Origin of the sequence: Cobetia sp. 14N.309.X.WAT.E.A4, from assembly GCF_030397495.1 — a bacterium.
GTDB lineage: Bacteria > Pseudomonadota > Gammaproteobacteria > Pseudomonadales > Halomonadaceae > Cobetia > Cobetia marina.
On sequence record NZ_JAPNXT010000003.1, the window covers coordinates 323,602 to 342,210 of the forward strand.

Consider the following 18,609-nt stretch of genomic DNA (forward strand, 5'->3'; position numbering starts at 1 on the left):
CCCATCGCGGGCTGACGCGTCTTGTCTTCGCCCCCGACAGGCCTACTCCTGACGGGGGCCACTGAAGGCCGTGATCCAGCGCTCCAGGTGGCGCAGAAGTTGCAGACTGGCCCGTGGCATGCGCCGTCCGATCCGCGTGATGATGTGGGCGCGTGCCTGGCGAAAGGCATTGCATTCCACATCACGAGCGATCAATACGCCCTCCTCCAGCTCTCGCGCAGCCGCGAAGGCCGGCAGCAGCGTGATGCACAACTCCGAGCGTGCGGCCTGCTTGAGCACCTCCATGGAATTGGTCTGCATCACCATGTGGGGACGTACGCCCGCATCACGAAAGCCGTCATCCATCAGCTGACGCACTCCATGGGTGGGGCCCCACAACGCCATGGGATGCGCTGCCACCTCTTCCAGGGTCAGCGCATGCTTCACCGCCGCCAGCGGATGCTCCGGGGACATCATCGCCACCAGCGGTTGTGGGCTTGAATGCCAGAAGCGCAATTGAGGGTGCACGCGTTCGTGGTACATCAGGCCGATATCCGCCTCATCCTCGACCACACGGTCGATGATGCTCTGCATGCTGCCGGTATTGACCTTGAGGGTGATCCCCGGGTACTGGGACCGGAAGGCGCGCAGGGGGATGTTGACGAGATCGCCCACGAAGCCTTCGCCGATGATCAGGCGAATCTCGCCGGTTTCCAGCCGCTGGTAGGCATCCAGACGCTCACCGAAGCTTTGATCCAACTGTTCGCGCTGCTGAATGTAGTCCAGCAGCATCTCGCCCACTCGTGTCGGCTGTACGCCATCACGGGTTCGCTCGATGAGCGTGGCGGCCATCGCCTCTTCCAGCAATCCGATCTGGCGACTGACCGCTGACGGCGCGATATCCAGACGAGCGGCGGCCTGCCGGATCGACCCCGCTTCAATGGTGACCTGAAAATAGACGAGGCGTTGATGCGGAATATCCATGAGTGAACGCTGCGCAAGAGATTGAACTGAGGCCAGACATCCCGCATGTCCATGACCCTACGGAGGAACGTCTCGAGGGCCACGGCCCGATGCCTTGACGTCGCGGGGACTGGGAAGCACGCTCGAGAAGAGCGCTTGACACGAGAAAGACTCACGTGGATGCAGAGGCCGGCTATCAGCCGCCCGGCGGTCAGCGACTCCTGCCTCACTACGCAACAGCGTACCAGATACATGCCCGAGAAGGCGGAGTGAGTGTCGCCTGCCGTGATATCTTCGCAACCAGATTGTGCCAGACGAGGATATTCCCCTCTCGGCTGACTCTGCCGGCCGACTCTCGGGCGATTCTGAAGCCCGACGTTGATTGCGGTAACATGACCCCACGACCGCGACAGATTCGATGCGGCTCCCCACGACAAGGAGATATGCCATGTTGACCATCTCCAGTTCGGTGACACTGGCGGATTGGGAAATCGACCTCACCCAGATTCGTGCTCAGGGCAATGGCGGCCAGAACGTCAACAAGGTGGCGTCAGCCGTCCACCTGCGGTTTGACGTGCAACGCTCCACCCTGCCCTCGTTCTACAAGGAACGCCTGATGCAGTTGTCGGATCAACGCATCAGCAAGGACGGCATCATCATCATCAAGGCCCAGAGCCACCGTACCCTTGAACTCAACAACGAAGATGCTCTGGCACGCCTCAAGGCGCTGATCCTCGATGCCGTCAAGGTACAGAAGGCACGCCGCGCCACTCGCCCCAGCAAGGGCGCCAAACGGCGGCGGGTCGACAGCAAGACTCGCAAGGGCAAGATCAAGGCGATGCGCGGCAAGGTCCAGGACTGATCCGGCGCCCACGGCGGATCGACACACTCAGCGCTGATCGGCAGGCCCGGGGCTTGATCAGACAGGCTCGGCAACGGGCCTTCCACCTCTCAAGGAAGATGTGACATGCGCACTCTCGCAAGCTCACTGGTATTGGGCGGCCTGCTGGCCGTGGGGATGGTCTGGAGTGGCAGCTATCTCAAGGAAGCGGCACAGGTCTGGGAGGCGTCCAACCGGGTGGTGACGGTCAAGGGCCTGGCGGAGCGCGACGTCAAGGCAGACCTGGCTCTCTGGCCACTGCATTTCAGCGTCAATGCCAACCACCTGTCCGACCTGCACGAGGCGCTGGCTGATGATGAACGCAAGATTCGCGACTTTCTCACCGCTCGCGGCTTCCCGTCCGAGCAGATCAGCATGACGTCACCGCAGGTAACCGACCTGCATGCCAACAGCTACAACGCCCAGCGCCCTGACGAGCGCTACCGCGCCGAGGCCACGGTACTGGTGCGCTCGCCCGAGGTGGACCTCGTCAAGCAGAGCGCCTCCCGTACCGGCGAGCTGGTGCGTGACGGCATTCTGCTGTCGGCGGACTATGCCTACCGCACCGAATTCCTGTTCACGGGGCTTGCCGCTCTCAAGCCGGAGATGATCGCGGCCGCCACCGCGGATGCACGACGTGCCGCGCAACAGTTCGCCGAGGATTCCGGCAGTCAGGTGGGGCATATCAAGCATGCAAGCCAGGGCTACTTCTCGATCTCGGATCTCGACAGCTATACCCCCGATATCAAGCAGGTCAGGGTCGTCACCACCATCGACTACACGCTCAGTCACTGACCTCCCGGCGGGCGGGCGATCGCCCCCGCCGCTCCTTATCGCCTTTCATGATTTCCTCGCCAGCGGAGCCTGCATGTCCGACACCGTTCTCAGCAAGACCCAGACCAGCTTCTATCGTCGCCTGTTCGTGGCGCATCTCATCGCCCACGAGATCGCCAGCGTGCCGGACATCATCGAGGCCACCGGCATGCCGAGGCGCACCGCCCAGGACACCATCTCGGCACTTGCCGAACTCGAGATTGTCTGTGAATTCCAGCATGCGGAAGGTCAACGTCACAACATCGGTCACTACGTGATTCGGGACTGGGGGCCAATCAATGCCCAATGGGTCGCCGACAACGCCGCACGACTGCAACGAGTGCTGGGCTACGCGTGATTGATCGCCACGCGCGATTCGATGCACTGCTGACGCTGGGCGTCTGCACGATATGGCAGGGTCATTCTGGAGGGAGTTGAGACATGTTGACGGCGGACATCTGGACAAGCGCTCTCGAGCACGCCGTCATCGCCGTGATCATCCAGCTGATGCTCTGGCCAGTCTTCACGCTGTGGTCGTCTGGCGCCATTGCGGTCGCCATCTTTCTGGGCCGGGAAATTGCCCAGCACGAGTACAAGGGGGGTGGCCCCAAGGCAGTGGCCTGGGATCATGGCCTGCTGTACCACTGGAACTGGGACTCCAGCCTGGACGTGGCCCTGCCGCTGGTGTCATGCGTGATCTGCGCGACACTGGTGCAGACTGCAAGACATTGGCGCAGGCGCTCTGCCTGAGCCGGAACGGCTGTGTCAGCCCCGCCTCGATACCGCTGCCCCGGCATCGAGTCATCCTGCCTGTACCGCAATTCCCATGTACACGTCTGAGGCACGCACTCTCAGCCAGAGTACGCCACTGGGGATACCTCGACCTGACGCTTCCTGCGTCGGATCGGGTGCTGCGCACGACTCTTGAGATACTCCGCCAGCGTCTTCGGCTCGATGCTGGGATGCTGATAGACGTAATCCTCCGTGATGATCGACAGGAATTCGGCACTGCGTGCCCCCGCGACCTCTATCCCCAGCACGAAGTCCTGTCCCTGATGCACCTCGAACAGGAAGTTGGGGGCTTGCGCCGCACAGGTCCTTGCCACGTAGCCATCCCCCAGACTTTCCTTGAGGATGGAACGCTCCGGGTTGAACCGACTCTCCATGTAAATGTTAACCGTTTTCATTCTCACCTCCCTTGAAGGCAAGCCAGTATATACTAGAAATCTAATACTCACAGCATCAAGAAAGCCATGCGAGCATGACCAGGCCTCGCAGATCGAGCCTTTCTTGATCTTGATCAATAAGCGCAATAACTCAGCAATATCAATATGTTGAAATGATATAACACGACCGTATGCAAGCCCTGACTCACTCTCGCTCACCGTATCAGATGCTCATGTCCTTTCATCCCGCGACAAAAGAAGAGGCCAACCGAACTCTCGGCTGGCCTCTATCTGGACTCTGGTCGGGACACTGGCGGACGAGGACGTCAAACCGGCTCATGTCTCTCTTATGTCTCTCTTATGAAAACGATCAAAGACTTCCATCGACAGCCAATTCACCTCTCGCCTCGCTCAGCGCTTTCTGGGCTTCCGTCAATTTCTTCTCTTTCTTCTCTATCTTGTCCTTGTCACCATCCGACAAGGCGTCTTCCAGCTCCTGTCGACGCTCCCCGACCTCCTCCTCCCTTTCGCGGATCTTCTGCTCTCTTTCCTTGTGCAAGGTGGATTCATCACAGCCATTTTCCACAGCCGCGAGCGCTTTCTTCAAGCCTTCCACCTTATGGGCATTTCCCTGCGCATTGGCATCCTCGAGCTCCTGCTTGATCGAATCTGCCTTGTCCTGACAACCAGTCACGAGTTCTGGAGAGGCCGCGGACACGGAAGATGCCAAGGCACTCAGCCCCATGGCAATCAATGGCAATGCGATAGCTCGGCCGAGGGTAGCGTCTCTGGACATGATCTTTTCCTGGGTGGGGGGGGTCTCGACCCACCAGTACCGTAATCGCTAATAGAAGACAAGCGAGAAGCACTGTCACGAGTTCACTGACAGCCAGCCATTGCACCTGGAAACCAGAGAACCTGGAAACCACAGAACCTGGAAACCACAGAACCTGGAAACCGGCATCCATGCCCGCGAACCGATAGCCCCTTGAACCAGCAGAGGGTCGAGCGAAAGATCGTCAGCAAGTGAGCAAGGACGAAATCATGACGATAAAGTAGAACGGCAGGACGAGAGGACGAGAGGACGAGAGGACGAGAGGACGAGAGGACGAGAGGACGAGAGGACGAGAGGACGAGAGGACGAGAGGACGAGAGCAGAAGGATAGCGCTCGAGAAAGGACAACAGACCATGAGCGCTGCCAGCGCTCTGAAAGAACGCAAAGAAGCCAGCTCAATGAGCTGGCTTCTTTGCAACGATGACCGAATGAACTGGGATCATATAGGGATCATCGTTCGGAATTCAGAGGCTTTCAAGCGAATGAAAGTCTTCTGAACCCCTTCAATTCTGGTCGGGACGACAGGATTCGAACCTGCGACCTCTGCAACCCCATTGCAGCGCGCTACCAAGCTGCGCCACGTCCCGACTTCGTCCTTGAAAGGCTTCCCCCTCAAGACGAGACGTAATGTACCGCATTGATCTCAAAAAGAAAAGCCCGATATGAACATTTCTTGCCATTCGTCGCGCAAGCGCGTGACTCGCAACCCGTGGCGCTCCGGAAAAGATTGAATTCTCCCATGGGACGAACCATGTTCTAGTCATGACCCCATCAGTACCACTTGATAGGAAGGATGACATGGCGAACGTTCATTTCACTCTCACGACGCACCTGAAGAACGGGCAAACCGTCAGCGGCGACCCGATCAAGGTCAGTGCCAGTAGCACGCCGCAAACGGGCAACACGATACAGAAAGGGGACTGGCCGGCACTGGACGCCCTGTCACCCAACTTCCCCGTCACTGTCACGAAAGTGGAAGAAGATGATGACGGCAACACCCTCGTGGCACTCACCGAATCGGACAAGCCTGACCCCTCGGACCCGGACAGCTATCGCTACACGCCGTGGAAATAGCCTCGGACAGGCAGCCACACGAGAAAAGATGCATCGGCCCCCCATTGGCAGTATCGTCCAGACAGCATGAGGACTATCTCATGAAAGCCGAGCCTGTCGCCGGGCCACTGCTGCCCTGCCGCCTGTCATCGAGGACAGGCGGCCCCTGAGGCGATGGTGAGTCACGCCCGCCCGCACAGGCGAGAAACGTTGGGGCACAGTGAAACCGGAAACGGCTTTCCTCGAGTAGGCTGACACTGAACAACGACCAACGTCACATGAGCCTTCATCATCAGCCGATGCCTGAAGCATCCGACTGGCCCAATGACCGTCGAGGTACCATGACTCGTCTTGCAAAAATGGTAGGCACCAGCTGGCGCTGGTTGGTTGGCGAGAATGGCTCCGCACGACAGATTCTGCACCACGGGTTTCTGGTATCCGCTGTCCTGATCGGCCTGTTTTCCGCTGTCTTCAACTATCTGATGGAGCTGACGGTCCCCGCGTACAGCGTGGCGCTTGCCGTCATCAGTCTGATGGTCATGGTGATGTGGTATCGCTCACGTTTCCACGGGGAGTTCAGCCGCATGTCCTGGCTGTTCTGCACCCTGGTGACCTTCGTGATGCTGCCGGGCAACTGGGTCTTTAATCACGGCGCCTCGGGCCCGACGCTGCTGTTCTATCTCATGGCCGCCGCTTACGTGCTGGGGGTTCTCCCGCCGGACCGTCTGCGTCGTGGCGTCATCATCAGCGGCCTGATGCTGATGCCCTGGATTCTGCTGTGGGGGGAGATGGCCAACCCGCAACTGGTCTCCTCCTACGCGAGTACCGCGATGCGCAGCCTGGACATGGGGGTCAGCTATACCCTGGCGTTCGGACTACTGAGCCTCGTGATCGCCGGTTACGCCAAGCGCATTCGAGAGGAGCGTGATCTGGCTCGCGCCTATGCAAAGAAGCTTGAACGCCTGAGCCGACTGGACAGTCTGACCGGACTCTACAATCACCGCACCATCCATGAACACGCCGAACACCACCTCAGCGGACGCGACATCAGCTGTCTGCTGATCTGTGATCTGGACCACTTCAAGCAGATCAATGATGCCCACGGCCACCCCTACGGCGACCAGGTCCTGGCGCACTTCTCGATGCACATCCAGACGTTGAGCCGAGAATACTCAGGCAAGGCCGGGCGTTATGGGGGAGAGGAATTCATGATCCTGCTGCCGGGCAATCTTGCCGTGGCCCGAGAATTCGATCGCCAGTTGCGTGAAAGCTGTGAGGCGTCTCCCCTGGCCCACGGCGTGATCCGCTTCAGTACCGGGGTCAGTGAACGGCGCCATCCGGATACCCTCAGCAGCTGGGTGCAACGCAGCGACGAGGCGCTCTACCACGCCAAGGCCAGCGGCCGTGATCAACTCATCGTCGATCACGACATCAGCATGGTGTGAGGCCAGGCCTATCCGGCAATCAGACTTGCCTGCGTTGCGAGCCGTCCGCCACGATTCACCCCCTACGATTCGCCCCCTACGATCCGCCCTCTACGATCCGCCCTCTACGAGGCGGCCCCCGCAAATCAAGATTTGCGGGGGCCGCCTCGTGGTATCTGACCTGAAGGTTCAGGGGCAGTCAGCCAGTGCCGCGAACGGCATGTCGCTCAGCGCTCCCCTTTCAGCCACTCCAGATTGATCTCGTGCTGACCATTGTCATCGGTGATGAAGATGGTGCCCTCGGAGATCATCATGATCCACTTGATGTTGCGTGGCAGGGATTCGGTGATGGCGTCCAGTGCGCCCTCAGGAACCGCGGCAATGCTCAGATTGGACAGTCCAGCCACTGCCGGCACCACCTTGGTTTTCCAGACGCGCAGGCTACCGTAGGCGAGCAGCGAGGTGCGCTCGGTGCGCCGCGAACACCAGGTCAGGCGCTCGGCATCCGGCTGGCCCACCTCGATCCAGTGCAGCACGCGGCCATCCAGACTCTTCTCCCACAGCGCCGGTTCATCGACGTCCGACAGACCACGCCCGAATGCGATGTTCTCGCTGTACCACAGCGCATGGCCCAACAGGCGAACACACAGACGCAGCTCGGTTTCAGAGGGGTGACGGGCAACGGTAAAACGCAGGGTCTCGTAGACACCACGATCAAGGTCGGTCAGCGAGAGATCAACCTTGTAAGGCGTGGAAGACAGGGCCATGAAAGTCTCTTATTGAAAAGCGGATGCTCGGCAGGACATCTCCCGCCAGCGACCCACGCAGCCAGGACAAGCCTGACTGCGTGGCGATGAAAGCGCAGAGTCTACCCTAGCCGGCGCCGCAACGCTTGCGACGAGCGTCAAAGCCCTGACGCCGCATGCCTCACCCCAGCAGACGCGCGACCACGCCATCCGCCGCCGCGAGGTCTTCCAGCGACTCACGCGCAAGGATGAGCTCACGCCCGAGTGCCAGGGCACGGCGCTCGGCACGCGCCCGCACGGCACCATCGTTGATCGACTCAAGCTCCAGCACGTGCGCAAGCCCGATGGAGCGGCGAATCAACTCACAGCCCGCATAACCCAACGCATCACGCAGGATACGGCTCAGCAATCGTTCCGCCACCCCGGGTGCCGCAAAGCTGGCATCCGGCGTGTGGGCGGCCTGCTCACGATACTCACGAGCGAAGCTTTCCCAGCTGGCGACCGCCTGGGCGCGCAGCTGCGCCACGTAGTCACGCCTGTCGCCCTCCTCACCCTCGAGTTCGGTATGCGCGCAGGCTGCCAGCCACAGCGCCGCCAGCCAGCTGCCGATATCGAAGCCCGCCGGACCGAAGAAGCCGAATTCCGGGTCGATGACCTTGGTGCTGTCTTCACGCACGAAGATCGATCCCGCATGCAGGTCGCCATGCAGCAGCGCCTCGGGTGTGGACAGGAAGCGATGCTTGAGCTCCGCCACTTCCACTTTGAGTGCCGCGTCCTGCCACAGGGCTTCGGCATCGCTGCGCAGCGCCGGATTGATGCTGTTGCGCTCGTGATCGCAGAAAGGGTCCACGAAGAACAGGTCTTCGGTGATCTTGCATTGATCGGGATTGGTGAAGCGTGCGACGCGCGCCTTCTTGTCGTGGGCATCGAGTGCCAGATCACTGCTGCGATAGAGCGTCGTGGCCAGAAAATGTCCCATCTGCTGACCCAGCTGCGGCAGTGACGCACGCTCCAGGAAGGCGTGTCGCAGATTGCGGTGATCGCCGATATCTTCCATCACGATCGCCGAGCGGGCTTCCTCGAAGTGATAGAGCGCCGGCACCAGTTCAGGCGCGCAATCGGCCTCGAACTGCAGCGTCTCGGCCTCGATGCGCACCCGCACCAGCGACAGCGGCCAGCTTTCGCCGATGATGCGCACCCAGGGCAGTCCCTGCTTGACGATCACCGAGGTTGAGCGGTCCGGCGTGCAGACGCGATAGACATAGTTGATGTTGCCATCGCCGATCTCCTCGACCTGAAGCTCACTGGCCATAGTGAAGGCAGGCAACTGATCGCCGACATGCTGGCGTGCGAAGGCAATGACATCGGCGTCATCCCGGAATTGATACTCGATGGAAGGTGCCTGGCTGGCGTGAGGGTCTTGAACGGTCATGGCAGGTCTCAGCGCGGAATCATGAAGCCGCCGTCCTGAATGCCCTCTCCAATGCATGGCGAGAGGAGCATCCAGGCTCTCAGTTTATTCCAAAAAGAAATAAACAGGCGATCAGTTATAGCGAGAAGATGCCTGCAATGGCCACGAATGACAAGACCTGCCGAGTGAGTTTCGTTCAACTCGGCAGGCGGCAGGTTCATGCAGTGCGCGGGGTCACTGGATCGGGGCCAGCAGATAGGCCGCCCGCGACACCAGCTTGCGCCACATGGGCCGCGCCTCCAGCTCCTCGCAGCTGATCTCGCGACAATGACGGAAGTCCTCTTCGAGCATGGCCTCCACCTCTGCCGCGAACTGGTGATCCGGCACGAAGGCGGTGACCTCGAAGTTCAGACGGAAGGAACGATTGTCGAGGTTGACCGTCCCGATGGTCGCCGTGTGGCTATCCATCAACATCACCTTCTGATGCAGAAAGCCCGGCTGATAGCGGAAGACGCGCACGCCCGAGCGAATCATGTCGGAGAGGAACGAGAAGGCCGACAGGAACACCAACAGATGATCGGGACGTTCGGGGATCATCACCCGCACATCCACGCCTCTCAGCGCTGCCAGCTTCAAGGCATCCTGCACGCCCTGGTCCGGCACGAAATAGGGGCTGGTGATCCAGATGCGGCTGACCGAGGAGTGGATGGCCTGCTGAACCAGCAGACTGGCCGTCTCGCGACGGTCCGCCGGGCCGGAAGGCACGATCACCACGTGCTGACATTCTTCACAGCTGATGCGCGGCTCCCACTCCAGCGACAGCACCTCGCCAGTCGCCCAGTGCCAGTCCTCCCAGAAGGCCTCCTGCAGCCCCATCACGCTGGGTCCTTCCAGCTTGAGGTGAGTATCGCGCCAGGCGCCGTAGCGTTCGGAATGGCCCAGATACTCATTGCCCACATTCAGCCCGCCGACAAAGCCCACTCGGCCGTCGATGACGGTGATCTTGCGGTGATTGCGGAAGTTGATCTGGAAGCGGTGCCGCCAGCCCCGCGAAGAGTTGAAGGCACTCACCTCGCAGCCGGATTCCAGCAGATCATTGAGGTACCCATCCGGCAGCTTGCGCGAGCCGATCTCGTCATACAGGAAACAGACCCGCACGCCACGTTCGGCACGCTTCATCAGAGCCTGCTTGAGCCGTACACCGAGCTCATCATTCCGCACGATGAAGAACTGGATGAGGATGTAATCCTCGGCCGCCTTGATGGCCGCGAACAGGGCATCGAACGTCTCCTCGCCATTGATCAACAGCTTGGCGCGATTGCCGGTGGTCACCGGCATCATCGCCAGACGTTCGATGGCATCCAGGTGCGTGGGGTTGCCGCCCAGCGGACGCGAGAGCCAGGGGGAGAGCTTGGGACGAAAACGCATCAAGACGCGTCGCATCGTCGAGTCACGCTCCTCGCGAGCACTGACATAGCCATAGAAACGGGGACGCCCGAATACCCAGTAAAGCGGCAGGGCGACGTAGGGGAAGGTCAGCAGACACAGAATCCAGGCAATCGCACCCTGTGAGGTACGACTGGACATCAGGGCCATGACGGCGGTCATCGCACCCAGAATGTGACTGCTCAACAGCAGAAAGCCAAGTAACCAGGCGGTCATTGCAGCTCCATTGCAGGCGTCAGGGTCGCCAGATTATGCCACAGCTGCGCTGGCAACGATGCCTCGGCGTAGCAGAGTCCAGATGCGCAGAACCCCGCCGATGTCATGACACGGGCGGGGTTCCTGGCTCATGTTCTCACGGACATGACGTGCACATCACGCAGACGGCCTTCAGGCGCGGCTGGCGATGATTTCCTTCCACTTGGCCGGGCCGGTCTGGTGCACGGAGACACCTGCACTATCGACCGCCACGGTGACCGGCATGTCCTCGACCTCGAATTCGTAGATCGCTTCCATCCCCAGGTCTTCAAACGCCAGCACGCGGGACTTCTTGATCGCCTGGGCGACCAGGTAGGCGGCGCCGCCGACCGCCATCAGGTAGCTGGACTTGTTGTCACGGATGGCGTCGATCGCGGTCGGGCCACGCTCGGCCTTGCCGACCATGCCCAACAGGCCGGTCTCTTCCAGCAGCGTACGCGTGAACTTGTCCATGCGGGTCGCGGTGGTCGGGCCAGCCGGACCGACGACTTCGTCACGGATCGGATCGACCGGGCCGACGTAGTAGATGAAGCGACCTTTCAGATCCACCGGCAGCTGCTCACCACGTGCCAGCATCTCGGTCATGCGCTTGTGGGCCGCATCACGGCCGGTCAGCAGCTTGCCGTTGAGCAGCAGGGTGTCGCCCGGCTGCCAGCTCTGCACTTCCTCGGGCGTCACGGTGTCGAGGTTGACGCGCTTGACGCTGTCGCCCGCTTCACGGGTGATTTCCGGCCAGTCCTCGAGCTTCGGTGCCGGCAGCTCTGCCGCGCCGCTGCCATCCAGGGTGAAGTGCACGTGACGGGTCGCCGCGCAGTTCGGGATGATCGCCACCGGCTTATTGGCCGCGTGGGTCGGGTAATCCATGACCTTGATGTCGAGCACGGTGGTCAGACCGCCGAGGCCCTGTGCGCCGACACCCGTCGCGTTGACCTTCTCGAACAGCTCGAGACGGATCTCTTCGGCGCGGTTGGAGGCACCACGCTTCTGCAGTTCCTGGATATCGATCGGCTCGAGCAGGGATTCCTTGGCCAGCTGCATCGCCTTCTCGGCGGTACCGCCGATGCCGATGCCCAGCATGCCGGGCGGACACCAGCCAGCGCCCATCTTCGGAATCTGTTCCAGCACCCAGTCGACCACGGAGTCGGAGGGGTTGAGCATCGCGAACTTGGACTTGGCTTCGCTGCCGCCGCCCTTGGCCGCGACGTGGATCTCGACGGTATCCCCCGGCACCAGCTTGTGGTGGATGATGGCCGGCGTGTTGTCCTTGGTGTTGGCACGCTTGCCGTCCGGGTCTGCCAGCACGGAGGCGCGCAGCACGTTGTCCGGCAGCAGATAGGCGCGGCGGACGCCTTCGTTGACCATGTCATCCAGGCTCATCTCGGCCTCGAAACGCACGTTCATGCCGACATGGACGAAAACGGTGACGATACCGGTGTCCTGACAGATGGGACGATGACCCAGGGCACACATCCGGGAGTTGATCAGAATCTGCGCGATGGCATCCTTGGCGGCCGGATTCTCTTCACGCTCGTACGCCGCGTTCATGGCGTCGATGAAGTCCTTCGGATGGTAGTAGGAGATGTACTGCAGCGCGTCGGCGACGCTCTGGATCAGGTCATCCTGGCGGATCACGGTCATCAGGATCGGCTCCTCAAGGGCAAGCGATGGAAAAGGCAGGCACACTGGCGCCCAGGGCGTCAGGCCGATTACTGTTGTCAGGGACAGAAATCGCGCCACCATGGGGCGGGCGCCGGGTCAGGTGGCCGGGATTATACCTCAAGCGAGCACGCGGCGGCAGAGCGAATCCTGCAACCCGCATGTCAGGACATCCCAGCTCATCCAGCAGAAATGTCGGGCGTGGAGACTGCCATCATGCCCCGCGCGATGACCCCCGATTCACTGCCACCTCTTCACTGCCACTTCCCCTCGCGAGCGACTCATGACATCAGGCTTCAACGCGTTTCGCCCTCTCACCTACTTGACGATAGCCTCGCTGACGCTGCTGTCGGGCTGCATGCAGCATTCCCGGTCGGACACTGACGAGGCCTCGGGGAGCTATCAGCGGATGGAGGCCAGCACCGAGAGTCAAAGCAATTCTCGCGTGCGCCATCTGGTACTGCATTACACCGATGATGATCTCACAGGCTCTCTGATCAGCCTCACCGGCGCTGACGTCAGCGCGCATTACCTGCTCTCGGCACCTGCAGATGGCGAAGCGCTTCCCCGTGTCTACCCGCTGGTGTCAGAGAACCGCCGCGCCTGGCACGCCGGCATCAGCCAGTGGGGTGAACGCGGCCACCTCAACGACACCTCCATCGGCATCGAGATGGTCAATGCCGGGCCCGAGGCGCTCACGCCCCTGGCACCCGGGCAGACGGAGACCCGAGCTTCCGGCGTGGCAAGGCGCTGGTCCCCTGATCGCCACTTCGCGGCCTGGAACGAGCAGCAGATCGCGGCCTTGATCGCGCTGGCCTCCCCCATTGTGCACCGCCATGACATCAAGGCAGTGGATGTCGTCGGACACTCCGACATCGCCCCGGACCGTAAGACCGACCCCGGCCCGCGCTTCCCCTGGCGCCGTCTGCATGAAGCCGGCATCGGGGCCTGGCCACGGGATGCCGACGTCAGCTGCTTTCGACAACAGATGGCCAGCGATGGACTGCCCGCGGAGAAGACCTTGATCGCGGCGCTCGCCCACTATGGCTATCCAGTGGAGGCCGAGCGGCCCTGGATGGCGATCGCCGCGTTCCAGGCGCACTTTCGCCCCGGGGCCATCAGTGGCCAGTTTGATGCGGAAAGCGCCGCGATCCTGCTGGCCCTCAACATGCGCTATCGCCAATCGACGCCCTGTCAGGCTCGGTGAACTCGTGAATTTCCGTCATCCAATCGTCATTCATCTGTCACATTGCTGCCGCAGCATCGACACTTCCCTGACACCTGGAGCGGTGTTGCATGGCACTTTGCCAACGGCCGTCTACTCTGGGTACAGACATGACCAGAGAGGGTCATGGATCCACACGCTTGCGACTGGCGAGGAGACGCCGGAACCCCCATCACGATGAGGTTCATCATGGCCGATAACATTCTCAGTGCAGTACCCGATACGGCAGACGACATGCCCACCACCCCTCTCCCCGGAGCGCTCGGGTTCGTCGTCTGTGATGACAAGCGCATCTATGGGGCAGGCATGAGCGAGGAAGACTGTCTCGACAATGCCCTTGAATGCCTGTGCGGCTTCTGTGAGCGCAGCGCGCTCAAGAAGATGCTGGAACTGTGTCAATCCGGCGTGCGCTATCCGTTGCGCCAGCTTCCGGCCAGCCAGGCCTGCGTCAGCAATTGCCAGGTCTCCGGCCCTACCGATCATTATCGTATCCATGACGGCGTCGCCTATGCTCCGGAAGAATTCGTGACACCTCTCTCGGCGTAAGCCATTCACGCCACTTTTACCCGCCCCCTGGCTCGCACCCTGCATCGCGTCCTCAAGAAAGCGCCCCTGCCACCGAGGGTTCAGTGACAGGGGCGCGTTCTGTTGCATTGCCTTCCTCCGGTGAGACGCGACAGCGAATCACGTGCCAGACCTCTCAGCCGCCAAGATAGGCGCGGCGGACCTCGTCATTGGCCAGCAGCGCCTTGCCGCTGTCCGCCAGCACGACACGTCCGTGTTCCAGCACATAGCCGCGATCGGCGATCGACAGGGCGCGATGCGCATTCTGCTCCACCAGGAAGATGGTGGTGCCCTGCTCACGCAGCTGCTCGACGATCTCGAAGATCTGCCCGATCACGATGGGTGCCAGCCCCAGCGAAGGCTCATCCAGCAACAACAGCCGCGGCCGACTCATCAGGGCACGCCCGATGGCCAGCATCTGCTGCTCGCCACCGGACATGGTGCCGCCGCGCTGATGGAAGCGCTCCTTGAGGCGCGGGAAGAGCCCCAGCACATGCTCGATGCTGCGTTCGTTCTCCTCCTTGCTCTGGTAATAGCCGCCCATGGCGAGATTCTCCTCCACCGTCATGCCGGTGAAGATGCGGCGACCTTCCGGCACCACCGACAGCCCACCGCGCATCACGCGCGCCGTGGGTGTGCCGGTGATCTCCTCGCCCTCGAACCACACCCGCCCGCTGGTCGGACGCGGATCGCCACAGATCGACATCAAAAGCGTCGTCTTGCCGGCGCCGTTGGCACCGATCAACGTCACGATCTCGCCCTGCCCCACGGCCAGCGAGACATCATTGAGTGCCTGCACCGGCCCGTAATGTGTCGTCAGATGCTCGAGCGCCAGCATGGCATCCCGCGGCGCAAGTGCCTCGCTGGCAGGCACGGTCTCTGGCATGACTGCATCAACATGCTCACTCATGCTCATTCCTCCCCCAGATAGGCCTTGATCACGGCATCGTTGCGTCGAATGTCATCCGGGCAGCCATCCGCCAGCGGCTGACCCTGATTGACCACGTAGATGTGATCCGAGATGCCCATCACCAGACTCATGTCGTGTTCGATCAACAGCACCGAGATGCCCTCATCGCGGGTCAGGCTGACGATCAGGTCATCGAGATCCCGGGTCTCGTTGGGGTTGAGGCCAGCCGCCGGCTCATCCAGCATCAGCAGCCGTGGCCTGGCCACCATGCATCGCGCGATCTCGAGTCGCCGCTGCTGCCCATAGGCCAGATTGCCGGCCTCGCGATTGGCGAATTCGAGCAGACCGACACGCTCCAGCCAGTCACCGGCATGCTGCATCAGCGCCTTTTCACTGCGACGATAGCCCGGCGTCTTGAACAGGCCCTTGAGGAGATTGCGTTCGGCGTGCATGTGCTGCGCCACCAGCAGGTTCTCGATGACCGTCATCTCCTTGAACAGCCGCACGTTCTGGAAGGTGCGTACCATGCCAGCCTGGGCGATCCGGTACCCCGGCAGGCGATGCATGGCGCGATTCTGGAAATACACCTCGCCGCCGGTGGGCTGATAGAAGCCGGAAATGCAGTTGAAGACGGTGGTCTTGCCCGCGCCATTCGGCCCGATGACCGATACCACCTCGCCCGGATGTACCTGAAGCGTCACGCCGTCCACGGCCTTGAGGCCACCGAACTGCATGGTGAGATCACGTACGTCCAGCAGCGGTGCCCCGCCCTCGGCGCGTGCTTGGCGGTGTGAGGAAGCGGCTGGCGCCTCATTGTCGAATGCTTGCTTGTCATGTGCGTCAGCCACGGTCGAGCTCCATCTGCGGTCGTTTGAGCGGCACCAGGCCTTGAGGACGCCACACCATCATCAGCACCATCATCAGCCCGAACAGCAACATGCGATATTCATTGAACTCACGGGCCAGCTCCGGCAACAGCGTCATGGCGATCGCCGCCAGGATGACGCCCAGCTGGGAGCCCATTCCGCCCAGCACCACGATGGCGAGAATGATCGCCGACTCGATGAAGGTGAAGGACTCGGGACTGATGAAGCCCTGACGCGCGGCGAAGAAGGCACCGGCGAAGCCCGCGAAACTCGCCCCGATCGTGAAGGCCGAGAGCTTGATGCCGGTGGGATTCATGCCCAGTGAACGGCAGGCGATGTCATCCTCGCGCAGCGCCTCCCACGCCCGCCCGATGGGCATGCGCAGCAGCCGATAGATCACGAACAGCGTGATCAGCACCAGGATCAAGGCCAGCAGGTACAGATAGATCACCTTGAAGGCCGGGTCGTAGTCGATGCCGAAGAACTCATGGAAGGCGATGTTGCCCTCATCGGCTCGCCGCGAGAACTCGAGATTGAACAAGGTCGGCTTGGGAATGCGCGCGATGCCATTCGGGCCGCCGGTCAGCTCCGTCCAGTTGTTGAGCAGGATACGGATGATCTCGCCGAAGCCCAGCGTCACGATGGCCAGGTAGTCACCCCGCAGCCGCAGCACGGGGAAGCCGAGCAGATAGCCGAACAGCGCTGTCATCAACCCCGCGATGGGCAGCGCTTCCCAGAAACTGAAGCCCAGATAGCTGTTGAGCAGTGCGTAGGTGTAGGCGCCGACGGCATAGAAGCCCACGTAACCGAGATCCAGCAGTCCCGCGAGACCCACCACCACGTTGAGCCCCAGGCCCAGCATGATGTAGATCAGCGTCAGGGTCGCGAGATCCACCGCCGAGCGGTTGGACAGAAACGGGAAGATCAGCAGCGCACCGATGGCCAGCATGATCCACAGCTGACGCTTCTGACCGCTCATCACGTCGGGGACGCGGAAACGTGATGGCTTGCGGGTACGCGCACGCCATTCCTCGATCTGTGGCCGCACCAGCTGGTGCAGGAAGACGGCCAGTGACGCGGCCAGCAACCAGCCCCAGGTGTCCATGCCCATCAAGCGTACCGTGGTGGTGATACCGGTGGACTCGAGCTGAACCCCCAGTACCGAGCCACCCAGCACGAGAGTCAACACGGCGGCCGCAAGTGCCGACCACCAGGGACGACGATAGGAGGGCTGTGGCGGAATCGTCTCGGCGGGCGAGGTGCCCGCTGTCTTCAGAGTCTGTTTCGCAAGCTTGGGCATCAGATCTTCTCCACTTCGGGCTTGCCGAGAATCCCGGAGGGACGGAACAGCAGAATCAGGATCAGCAGTCCGAAGGCCACCACGTCCTTGTATTCCGTGGACAGATAGCCGCCGGTCAGCGCCTCCGCGACGCCCAGCAGCAGGCCACCCAGCATCGCGCCGGGGATACTGCCGATACCGCCCAGCACCGCCGCCGTGAACGCCTTGAGCCCGGCCAGGAAGCCGATGTAGGGATTGACCACGCCGTAGTACATGCCGAGCAGCAGTCCCGCCACGGCGGCAAGCGCCGCCCCGATCACGAAGGTCATCGAGATGATCATGTCGGTATTGATGCCCAGCAGACGCGCCATGCCGGCATCCTGGGAGCAGGCACGACAGGCACGCCCCAGGCGCGAGCGCGAGATGAACGATGACAGCAGCAGCATGCACACCAGCGTGACGCTGAAGATGATCACCTGCATGTAGGACAGATTGACCGCGAAGCTTTCCAGCCCGAACTCCCAGCCGCCCGGGATCAGGCTGGAGATCGCCATGTCCCGCGAGCCCTGGGCCAGACGCATGTAGTTCTGCAGGAAGATCGACATGCCGATCGCCGAGATCAGCGCGATCAGACGCTTGGAGCCTCGCACCGGGCGATAGGCCACCCGCTCCACGGCGAAACCGTAGGCACAGGACACCAGCACCGCCACCAGCAAGGCGGCCGCCATCAGAAAGAAGGGGTTGGCGATGCCCAGCATGCCCAGCGCCGCGATGACGATGAAGGTCACGTAGGTGCCGATCATGTAGATCTCGCCGTGGGCGAAATTGATCATGCCGATGATGCCGTAGACCATCGTGTAGCCGATGGCGATCAAGGCATAGGTACTGCCGATGGTCAGGCCATTGATGACCTGCTGCAGGAAGTAGAGGATGTCTTCCATTGAAACGACCCTTGGCCGCGACAGTGTTCGGCTTGTGGCCGGAGACTGTCAGGGAAATGCCGCATGCGCGACGACGACGGGAAGGCACGGCGATGTTGCATCGCCATGAACTCGACCGAACGGAGAGGCCCGCCATGCCACGCGGCATGACGGGACAGCGTGTCGGCATTGATCCGCCGAGCCTCATGACAGGTCA

Annotated in this window: 19 protein-coding genes and 1 tRNA gene; 8 read left to right on the forward strand and 12 right to left on the reverse strand. The window is 61.6% G+C overall.

Annotated features, from left to right (window positions below; genetic code table 11):
* Positions 1-42 precede the first annotated feature (42 nt).
* Positions 43-963 carry a LysR family transcriptional regulator gene (locus OW493_RS06620; protein WP_289863661.1) on the reverse strand — a complete coding sequence of 307 codons (921 nt, stop codon included), beginning with the start codon at positions 961-963 and terminating at the stop codon, positions 43-45.
* Between the two features lie 427 nt (positions 964-1,390).
* Here OW493_RS06620 and arfB point away from each other — a divergent pair, with 427 nt between their 5' ends.
* The 4 genes from arfB (at position 1,391) to OW493_RS06640 (ending at position 3,385) form a co-directional block, all read left to right on the forward strand.
* A complete protein-coding gene (arfB, locus tag OW493_RS06625) occupies positions 1,391-1,804 on the forward strand; it encodes an alternative ribosome rescue aminoacyl-tRNA hydrolase ArfB (protein WP_289863662.1) in 414 nt (137 codons plus the stop codon).
* Positions 1,805-1,909: 105 nt separating this feature from the next.
* Positions 1,910-2,617, forward strand: a complete 708-nt coding sequence (locus OW493_RS06630) for an SIMPL domain-containing protein (protein WP_289863663.1) — start codon at positions 1,910-1,912, stop codon at positions 2,615-2,617.
* 73 nt (positions 2,618-2,690) lie between these two features.
* On the forward strand, positions 2,691-2,993 hold the full coding sequence (locus OW493_RS06635; protein WP_077375943.1) for a winged helix-turn-helix domain-containing protein: 303 nt from the start codon (positions 2,691-2,693) through the stop codon (positions 2,991-2,993).
* An 83-nt stretch (positions 2,994-3,076) separates the two neighbouring features.
* Positions 3,077-3,385 carry a hypothetical protein gene (locus OW493_RS06640; protein ID WP_289863664.1) on the forward strand — a complete coding sequence of 103 codons (309 nt, stop codon included), beginning with the start codon at positions 3,077-3,079 and terminating at the stop codon, positions 3,383-3,385.
* A gap of 101 nt (positions 3,386-3,486) precedes the next feature.
* Here the strand turns inward: OW493_RS06640 and OW493_RS06645 are convergent, their stop codons facing one another.
* The 3 genes from OW493_RS06645 to OW493_RS06655 form a co-directional block, all read right to left on the reverse strand.
* Complete coding sequence (locus OW493_RS06645; protein ID WP_084208556.1) at positions 3,487-3,822, reverse strand: hypothetical protein; 336 nt, start codon at positions 3,820-3,822, stop codon at positions 3,487-3,489.
* Between the two features lie 349 nt (positions 3,823-4,171).
* The gene (locus OW493_RS06650) at positions 4,172-4,561 is read right to left on the reverse strand and encodes a DUF1090 family protein (RefSeq protein ID WP_289863665.1); all 390 of its coding nucleotides are present in this window, start codon (positions 4,559-4,561) and stop codon (positions 4,172-4,174) included.
* A 586-nt stretch (positions 4,562-5,147) separates the two neighbouring features.
* Positions 5,148-5,224 (reverse strand) — tRNA-Pro (locus OW493_RS06655).
* A gap of 211 nt (positions 5,225-5,435) precedes the next feature.
* On the opposite strand from OW493_RS06655, the gene OW493_RS06660 reads away from it, so the two are divergent.
* Together OW493_RS06660 and OW493_RS06665 are read left to right on the forward strand one after the other, a co-directional pair.
* Positions 5,436-5,711 (forward strand): hypothetical protein, encoded by a 276-nt coding sequence (locus OW493_RS06660; protein ID WP_084208554.1) that lies wholly within the window; start codon positions 5,436-5,438, stop codon positions 5,709-5,711.
* A 320-nt stretch (positions 5,712-6,031) separates the two neighbouring features.
* Complete coding sequence (locus OW493_RS06665) at positions 6,032-7,135, forward strand: GGDEF domain-containing protein (protein ID WP_127735216.1); 1,104 nt, start codon at positions 6,032-6,034, stop codon at positions 7,133-7,135.
* A gap of 206 nt (positions 7,136-7,341) precedes the next feature.
* Here the strand turns inward: OW493_RS06665 and OW493_RS06670 are convergent, their stop codons facing one another.
* The 4 genes from OW493_RS06670 to OW493_RS06685 all read right to left on the reverse strand — a co-directional run bounded on the left by OW493_RS06670 (position 7,342) and on the right by OW493_RS06685 (position 12,610).
* On the reverse strand, positions 7,342-7,881 hold the full coding sequence (locus tag OW493_RS06670; RefSeq protein ID WP_289863666.1) for a YaeQ family protein: 540 nt from the start codon (positions 7,879-7,881) through the stop codon (positions 7,342-7,344).
* A gap of 160 nt (positions 7,882-8,041) precedes the next feature.
* Entirely contained in the window at positions 8,042-9,292 is a 1,251-nt protein-coding gene (gene mtnK, locus OW493_RS06675; protein WP_289863668.1) for an S-methyl-5-thioribose kinase, read from the reverse strand.
* Between the two features lie 213 nt (positions 9,293-9,505).
* On the reverse strand, positions 9,506-10,933 hold the full coding sequence (gene cls / locus OW493_RS06680) for a cardiolipin synthase (protein WP_077375918.1): 1,428 nt from the start codon (positions 10,931-10,933) through the stop codon (positions 9,506-9,508).
* A 171-nt stretch (positions 10,934-11,104) separates the two neighbouring features.
* Positions 11,105-12,610, reverse strand: a complete 1,506-nt coding sequence (locus OW493_RS06685; protein ID WP_077375915.1) for a fumarate hydratase — start codon at positions 12,608-12,610, stop codon at positions 11,105-11,107.
* Between the two features lie 301 nt (positions 12,611-12,911).
* Between OW493_RS06685 and OW493_RS06690 the strand changes: the two genes are divergently transcribed.
* Positions 12,912-13,835: an N-acetylmuramoyl-L-alanine amidase gene (locus OW493_RS06690; protein WP_289863669.1), complete on the forward strand. Its 924-nt coding sequence runs from the start codon at positions 12,912-12,914 to the stop codon at positions 13,833-13,835.
* 207 nt (positions 13,836-14,042) lie between these two features.
* The gene (locus tag OW493_RS06695) at positions 14,043-14,399 is read left to right on the forward strand and encodes a hypothetical protein (RefSeq protein ID WP_176494016.1); all 357 of its coding nucleotides are present in this window, start codon (positions 14,043-14,045) and stop codon (positions 14,397-14,399) included.
* A gap of 154 nt (positions 14,400-14,553) precedes the next feature.
* On the opposite strand, the gene OW493_RS06700 is transcribed toward OW493_RS06695, so the two are convergent.
* The 4 genes from OW493_RS06700 to livH form a co-directional block, all read right to left on the reverse strand.
* Positions 14,554-15,255 carry an ABC transporter ATP-binding protein gene (locus tag OW493_RS06700; protein WP_084209692.1) on the reverse strand — a complete coding sequence of 234 codons (702 nt, stop codon included), beginning with the start codon at positions 15,253-15,255 and terminating at the stop codon, positions 14,554-14,556.
* 74 nt (positions 15,256-15,329) lie between these two features.
* On the reverse strand, positions 15,330-16,085 hold the full coding sequence (gene livG / locus OW493_RS06705) for a high-affinity branched-chain amino acid ABC transporter ATP-binding protein LivG (protein ID WP_084209691.1): 756 nt from the start codon (positions 16,083-16,085) through the stop codon (positions 15,330-15,332).
* An 82-nt stretch (positions 16,086-16,167) separates the two neighbouring features.
* The gene (livM, locus tag OW493_RS06710) at positions 16,168-17,493 is read right to left on the reverse strand and encodes a high-affinity branched-chain amino acid ABC transporter permease LivM (protein WP_084208549.1); all 1,326 of its coding nucleotides are present in this window, start codon (positions 17,491-17,493) and stop codon (positions 16,168-16,170) included.
* Positions 17,493-18,413 (reverse strand): high-affinity branched-chain amino acid ABC transporter permease LivH, encoded by a 921-nt coding sequence (gene livH / locus OW493_RS06715; RefSeq protein WP_043336883.1) that lies wholly within the window; start codon positions 18,411-18,413, stop codon positions 17,493-17,495. Before livH ends, livM begins: the two co-directional genes overlap by 1 nt.
* Positions 18,414-18,609: the final 196 nt, after the last annotated feature.